This is a genomic window from Streptomyces sp. 15-116A (assembly GCF_025290915.1).
GTDB lineage: Bacteria > Actinomycetota > Actinomycetes > Streptomycetales > Streptomycetaceae > Streptomyces.
Genome location: NZ_JAOCQE010000356.1, coordinates 1 through 5,406 on the forward strand (window position 1 = coordinate 1; position 5,406 = coordinate 5,406).

Genomic DNA, 5,406 nt, shown 5'->3' on the forward strand with positions numbered 1-5,406 from the left:
GCGGGCGCCGCGAGGCTGCCCGCCGTGCCGACCGCCTCGATCCGCCCGCCGCCCAGCCGTACGTCCACGGTCCGCCCGTCGGTGAGCCGCGCCCCGCACAGCAGCAGCGGTGCCGAGCCGCCCGCACCCCATGAAGCCCCCGTGGACGCCGAAGGCGATGAAGGCGATGAGGATGACCCGGACGACGACGGGTTGTGGGGCGGCTGCGGCTGGCTGTCGGGCATCGCACTCCAGGGCAGAGACAGGATCACGCGCGGATGACGGGATCACACGCGGTGACAAGATCACGCAGAGTGAGACGAGCCTAGGATGGCGGCCCGCCCGGGGGCGGGAGGAGCGCAATAGTCGTACCGGTGTGGTCCGTCGCGACGGGACGGGAAACGGATTTGGGCGAACGGCGGCGGAGCGTGTAATGTCTTCATCGCTCGCCCCAATAGCTCAGTCGGCAGAGCGTCTCCATGGTAAGGAGAAGGTCAACGGTTCGATTCCGTTTTGGGGCTCTGGTGCACTCGCCGTTCGCGGTGTGCGCACCGCAGCGGTGTAGCTCAGTCGGTAGAGCAAGCGGCTCATAATCGCTGTGTCACCGGTTCAAGTCCGGTCACCGCTACTCTCAGTAGCCGATTGCCGGGTCGGTCCGACGATCGGCTACTCTTCATGTGCGTTAATTTCTAGTCCCCGTTCGTCCAAGGAGCACTCACGTGGCTGCCACCGACGTCCGCCCGAAGATCACGCTGGCCTGCGTGGAGTGCAAGGAGCGGAACTACATCACCAAGAAGAACCGGCGTAACAACCCGGACCGTCTTGAGATGAAGAAGCACTGCCCGCGTTGCAACGCGCACACCGCGCACCGCGAAACGCGATAGATCAGGCTCGTACGCGAGGCCGTCCCCGTAGGACCGGGGGCGGCCTCGCGTCGTTTGCCATCCCTCACGCATCGGCTACGACACCAGACTCAGGAGGTGCCGCGCGCATGGCGCTCGACCAGTCCTTCGTGGGGCGGACCTACCCGCCCACCGAGCCCTACGAGGTGGGCCGGGAGAAGATTCGTGAGTTCGCCGAGGCGGTGGGCGACGCCAACCCGGCGTACACGGACGCGGAGGCCGCCAAGGCGCTCGGCCACCCCGATGTGATCGCTCCGCCGACCTTCGTCTTCGCGATCACCTTCAAGGCGGCCGGACAGGTCATCGAGGACCCGCAGCTCGGCCTCGACTACAGCCGCGTCGTGCACGGCGACCAGAAGTTCGCCTACACCCGCCCCGTCCACGCGGGCGACCGGCTCACGGTCACCTCGACCATCGAGGCGATCAAGTCGATGGCGGGCAACGACATACTGGACGTCCGCGGCGAGGTGCACGACGAGGCCGGCGAGCACGTCGTCACCGCCTGGACCAAGCTGGTGGCCCGCGCGGCCGAGGAGGCGTGAGCAACACCATGACCGCGAAGATCTCCTACGACGACGTCGAGGTCGGCACCGAGCTGCCCGCGCAGTCGTTCCCCGTGACCCGCGCCACGCTCGTGCAGTACGCGGGCGCGTCCGGCGACTTCAACCCGATCCATTGGAACGAGAAGTTCGCCAAGGAGGTCGGTCTGCCCGACGTCATCGCGCACGGCATGTTCACCATGGCCGAGGCGATCCGCGTGGTGACCGACTGGACCGGCGACCCCGGCGCGGTCGTCGAGTACGGCGTCCGCTTCACCAGGCCGGTCGTCGTCCCCAACGACGACAAGGGCGCCGTCGTCGAGGTCAGCGGCAAGGTCGCCGCCAAGCTCGACGACAACAAGGTCCGCGTGGACCTCACGGTGACCAGCGCCGGCCAGAAGGTGCTGGGCATGTCGCGGGCGGTCGTACGGCTGGCATGAGCCGCACCCGAGCATGAGTAAGGGGCGTCCGCAATGGCGGGCGCCCCTTACCGTTTGCGCCCGAACGGGAGACGCGCAAAAACGGATGCCGACGGCCCGGCCGGCACCGTATGGTGCGGGAAGCGTCGCGTGCCGGTGGCAGACCGTGTCAGGCATGGAGGCGCCGGACCGAAGGAGGCCGACGATGTACTCGTCGCACCCTTCGCTCTCGCGTGACTGAGCGCGAGACGACCAGGCTCGTCGCCTGGAGCCAGGAACTCCGCCAGGTGCACGGCAGGCTGCGGGAAGCGCTGTCCGTGACCCGCACCGCCCTCGCTGACGGCACGCCCGGTGAGGCAGCCGCCCGCGAACTGCTCCTCTACTGCCACGGCTTCTGCACGGCCCTCGACGGCCACCACCAGGGCGAGGACCGCACGCTCTTCCCGGCCATCGCCGCCGCGCACCCGGAACTGCGCCCGGTGCTGCGCTCGCTGGAGCAGGACCACTCGATGATCGCCCACCTGATCGGCGACCTCCGAGCCGCGGTCGACCGGGCCGCGTCGCCCGAGGAACTCGACCGCCACCTCGAAGGCATCGCCGCGATCATGGAGAACCACTTCCGCTACGAGGAGCGGCAACTGCTCACGGTGCTCGAAACGCTCGCACTGGAGGCCGTACCGGGAGAGGTCCTGGGTCCGATCTGACCCGCCAACCATCCGCCGCCCAGAACCCCTTGACGCAGTTAGTGATTGAGTACTAACTTACTTGCATGGTCAGGATGAGCGCAGAAGAGAGGCGCGAGAGCGTGATCCGCGCGGCGACCGCCGAGTTCGCTCGCGGTGGCTACCACGGCACGTCGACCGAGGCGATCGCCAAGCGGGTCGGTGTCTCGCAGCCCTATCTCTTCCGGCTCTTCCCGGGCAAGAAGGCGATCTTCCTCGCGGCGGCCGAACGCTGCCTGGAGGACACCATCCGCACGTTCAGTGAGGCCGCCGAGGGACTGGAGGGCGAGGAGGCCCTGCATGCCATGGCCAACGCCTATATGCAGGTCATCGCGGAACAGCCCGAACGGCTGATGATGCAGATGCAGATGTACCTGGCCGTGGCGGCTGCCGAGCAGGAGGGGGACCGGGAGTTCGGCGAGGCGGTGCGGGCCGGCTGGATGCGGCTGTGGGACACCGTCCACCTCCCGCTGGGGGCCGACATCGGCGAGACGACGACCTTCATGGCGTACGGCATGCTCATCAACTGCCTGGTCTCCATGGGGTTCCCGCCGGAGCACCGGGTCTGGGAGGGCCTCTATCCGTCGGCCCACGCCAAGGGCCGGCTGGAGCACTAGCGCACACGGAAAGGCTGATTCCTGCCTTTTCATGACCGCGGAAGTTAGTCATCAATAACTAATCAACGACACTCCCTGGGGGAGCGATGTCAGCGATGTCACAGCAGACCCCGCGCCGCGGCTCGGCCGTCTGGGCGCTCGTGATCACCAGTGTCGCCGGATTCATGGCGGCCCTCGACAACCTCGTCGTCACCACCGCCCTGCCCTCCATCCGCGAGGACCTGGGCGGTGCCCTGCCCGACCTGGAATGGACCGTGAGCGCCTACACGCTCACCTTCGCCGTACTGCTGATGTTCGGCGCGGCGCTCGGCGACCGCTTCGGCCGCCGCCGGCTGTTCATCATCGGCCTCGCCGTCTTCACCCTGGCCTCCGCCGCGGCGGCCATGGCACCCGGCATCGACTCCCTCATCGCCGCACGCGCGGTGCAGGGCGCAGGGGCCGCGGTCATGATGCCGCTCACCCTCACCCTGCTGACGGCCGCCGTGCCCGAGGCGCGGCGCGGGATGGCGTACGGCATCTGGGGCGCGGTCAACGGCCTCGCCGTGGCCTCCGGGCCCCTCGTCGGCGGCAGCCTCACCGAGCACATCTCCTGGCAGTGGATCTTCTGGCTGAACGTCCCGCTCGGCCTCGCCCTGATCCCGCTCGCCCGCCTGCGCCTCGCGGAGTCCCATGGCACCGGTGCGCCCCTGGACCTCACCGGCACCCTGCTGGCGAGCGGCGGTCTCTTCGGCATCGTCTACGGACTGGTCCGCGGGCCTGTCGACGGCTGGACCGGCGGCATCGTCCTGACCGGCCTGTTCGCCGGAGCGGCCCTTCTCACCGGTTTCGTCCTCTACAGCACCCGCGCGAAGAACCCCATGCTGCCGATGCGGCTGTTCCGCTCCCGCGCCTTCGCCGGCATCAACGCGGCGAGCCTGCTGATGTTCCTCGGCATGTTCGGTTCGATCTTCCTGCTCAGCCAGTACCTCCAGGGCGTGCTCGGCTACTCGCCCACCGAGGCGGGGCTGCGAATGCTGCCGTGGACCGGTATGCCGATGCTCGTCGCCCCGATCGCCGGCATCCTCTCCGACCGCATCGGCGGCCGCCCGGTCGTCGCCGCGGGCCTCCTGCTCCAGGCAATCGGCCTCGCGTACTTCGCCGTGATCGTCACCACCGACGTCTCGTACGCCACCCAGCTGCCCGCCCTGATCATCAGCGGCGTCGGCATGGCCCTGTTCTTCGCCCCTGCGTCGAACCTCGTCATGTCCAGCGTCGTCCCCAAGGAACAGGGCATCGCCTCGGGTGCCAACAACGCCCTGCGCGAGGTGGGCGGAGCGCTCGGCATCGCGATCATGGCGTCGATCTTCTCGTCCCAGGGCGGCTACGAATCCGCCCAGACCTTCGTCGACGGCCTGCGCCCCGCGCTGATCGTCGGCGCCGGGGCGGTGGCCCTCGCCGCGGTGGCCGCGCTGGCGGTGCCGGCCCGCAGGAACGTGCCGCCGACCGCAGGCCGCCCGGCCGAGCAGGTCCTGGAACCGACAGCCGTCTGAACGTGGAAGGAGACCGACCATGCCCACCCTCCCCTGGACCGTCCCGAACACCCCGCCGTCCGACACCGAGGTGCACGTCTTCGCCTCCCGCTTCGAGACACGCACGCTCTGGGGCGCCCTGAAGTTCCTCGTCAGGACGCCCGGGGTGTGGAGGCAGGTGAGCAGGGCGCCGGGTGCGTACGGGGCGTCGCTCAAGGCTGAGCCCTGGAAGCGGACGTTCTGGACACTCTCGGCGTGGGAGTCCCCGAAGGCGCTGGCAGCATTCGCCCGCGGCGGCACCCACGGGCCCACGTCACGAGGCCTCGCCCGTCAGATGCGCGACGCGAAGTTCGTCACCTGGATAGCGAAGAGCGGGGACCTCCCCGTCCCGTGGCGGGAGGCACAACGCCGGCTTGACTGAGCAGCGGGGGTGCGGGGCGTTGCGTCGGTCACCCTGCGCGGGTGTGGGCCGGGGGTGGGTGACGCTCGCCCGCGCTTGCGGGGTGCCGCTGCGCCCACCCGTGCCGCCCCAGCGGCACGACTGCCCGCAACTGCGCAGGTACGGCGGCCCGCAGCTACGCGGGTACGGCGGGCCCCTGCCACGCGACGGCCGCAGACGCGCGCGGTGCGCAAGCTCACCGCAGCGTAGGCGTGGCGCGGACGCCCACGGCGGGGAGGGGACGGGGCGGTGGTGTCTGCCCGCAGCGGCTGGCGCGTCCG

Annotated in this window: 7 protein-coding genes, 2 tRNA genes and 1 pseudogene; 9 read left to right on the plus strand and 1 reads right to left on the minus strand. The window is 69.6% G+C overall.

From position 1 onward, the window contains the following. Positions 1 to 224: pseudogene (locus N4P33_RS32005) on the minus strand (hydrolase); the annotation flags it as partial. A gap of 203 nt (positions 225 to 427) precedes the next feature. Here N4P33_RS32005 and N4P33_RS32010 point away from each other — a divergent pair. From N4P33_RS32010 to N4P33_RS32050, 9 genes are all read left to right on the plus strand, one after another. After that, positions 428 to 500, plus strand: a tRNA-Thr gene (locus N4P33_RS32010). 34 nt (positions 501 to 534) lie between these two features. Further along, positions 535 to 607: transfer RNA gene (locus N4P33_RS32015), tRNA-Met, on the plus strand. Between the two features lie 91 nt (positions 608 to 698). Further along, on the plus strand, positions 699 to 863 hold the full coding sequence (gene rpmG, locus N4P33_RS32020) for a 50S ribosomal protein L33 (RefSeq protein ID WP_003948671.1): 165 nt from the start codon (positions 699 to 701) through the stop codon (positions 861 to 863). Between the two features lie 107 nt (positions 864 to 970). Beyond that, on the plus strand, positions 971 to 1,423 hold the full coding sequence (locus tag N4P33_RS32025) for a MaoC family dehydratase N-terminal domain-containing protein (RefSeq protein WP_260830451.1): 453 nt from the start codon (positions 971 to 973) through the stop codon (positions 1,421 to 1,423). A gap of 8 nt (positions 1,424 to 1,431) precedes the next feature. Beyond that, positions 1,432 to 1,860, plus strand: a complete 429-nt coding sequence (locus tag N4P33_RS32030) for a MaoC family dehydratase (protein WP_260830456.1) — start codon at positions 1,432 to 1,434, stop codon at positions 1,858 to 1,860. A gap of 212 nt (positions 1,861 to 2,072) precedes the next feature. Next, on the plus strand, positions 2,073 to 2,543 hold the full coding sequence (locus N4P33_RS32035) for a hemerythrin domain-containing protein (RefSeq protein WP_260830452.1): 471 nt from the start codon (positions 2,073 to 2,075) through the stop codon (positions 2,541 to 2,543). Positions 2,544 to 2,608: 65 nt separating this feature from the next. Next, positions 2,609 to 3,178: a TetR/AcrR family transcriptional regulator gene (locus N4P33_RS32040; RefSeq protein WP_260830453.1), complete on the plus strand. Its 570-nt coding sequence runs from the start codon at positions 2,609 to 2,611 to the stop codon at positions 3,176 to 3,178. A 95-nt stretch (positions 3,179 to 3,273) separates the two neighbouring features. Further along, positions 3,274 to 4,707: a DHA2 family efflux MFS transporter permease subunit gene (locus tag N4P33_RS32045; RefSeq protein WP_260830454.1), complete on the plus strand. Its 1,434-nt coding sequence runs from the start codon at positions 3,274 to 3,276 to the stop codon at positions 4,705 to 4,707. Positions 4,708 to 4,726: 19 nt separating this feature from the next. Beyond that, positions 4,727 to 5,107, plus strand: coding sequence for a DUF3291 domain-containing protein (locus N4P33_RS32050; protein WP_260830455.1), 381 nt, complete (start codon positions 4,727 to 4,729; stop codon positions 5,105 to 5,107). Positions 5,108 to 5,406: the final 299 nt, after the last annotated feature.